This window comes from Microvirga tunisiensis, assembly GCF_009296175.1.
GTDB classification, from domain to species: Bacteria; Pseudomonadota; Alphaproteobacteria; order Rhizobiales; family Beijerinckiaceae; genus Microvirga; species Microvirga tunisiensis.
Map to the genome: position 1 here is coordinate 1 of NZ_VOSK01000981.1, position 586 is coordinate 586.

Annotated in this window: 1 pseudogene; it reads left to right on the forward strand. The window is 62.1% G+C overall.

What is annotated here, in order from left to right:
- Window positions 1–125: 125 nt before the first annotated feature.
- Window positions 126–449: pseudogene (locus FS320_RS44845) on the forward strand (methyl-accepting chemotaxis protein); the annotation flags it as partial.
- Window positions 450–586: the final 137 nt, after the last annotated feature.

Consider the following 586-nt stretch of genomic DNA (forward strand, 5'->3'; position numbering starts at 1 on the left):
GAGTGCTATCATGGACTACCTGGAGCACCACAATGCCGACCCGAGACCCTTTGTCTGGACCGCCTCGGCCTCAGCTATCCTGGAAAAGGTCGCCCGTGCGAAACAAGCGTTAGAGTCACAACACTAGTGTGCAGCAGGCGACAACGGTCGCGGTTCAAGCCATTCAGGCGATCGCCAGCACGATTGGCGAGATGTCCCAGATCTCGGTATCGATTGCCGCGGCCATGGAGGAGCAGGGTGCGGCAACCTCCGAGATAGCCCGGAACGTACAGGAGGCCGCCCGTGGCACTGAGTTTGTCACTGGCAGCATCAGCGAAGTTCGCCGGGGAGCGGGCGAGACGGGCACAGCGGCCGCCCAGGTTCTCTCGTCGGCTCAGGATCTAGCCCGCCATTCCGATAGCCTGGGGCAGGAGGTGGGGCACTTCCTGTCAGGCGTAAAAGCCGCGTAGAACGGGAGGTATGCTCTAGTACTACAGCCGGGGCTTGTGCGTTGTCTTAGACACGGAGGTGTCGCGCCATGACAGACGCAAGCGAGGCCCACCGCTGGGCCGATCAGTTGGACGATCTCGTCACCCGCATTGCTCCC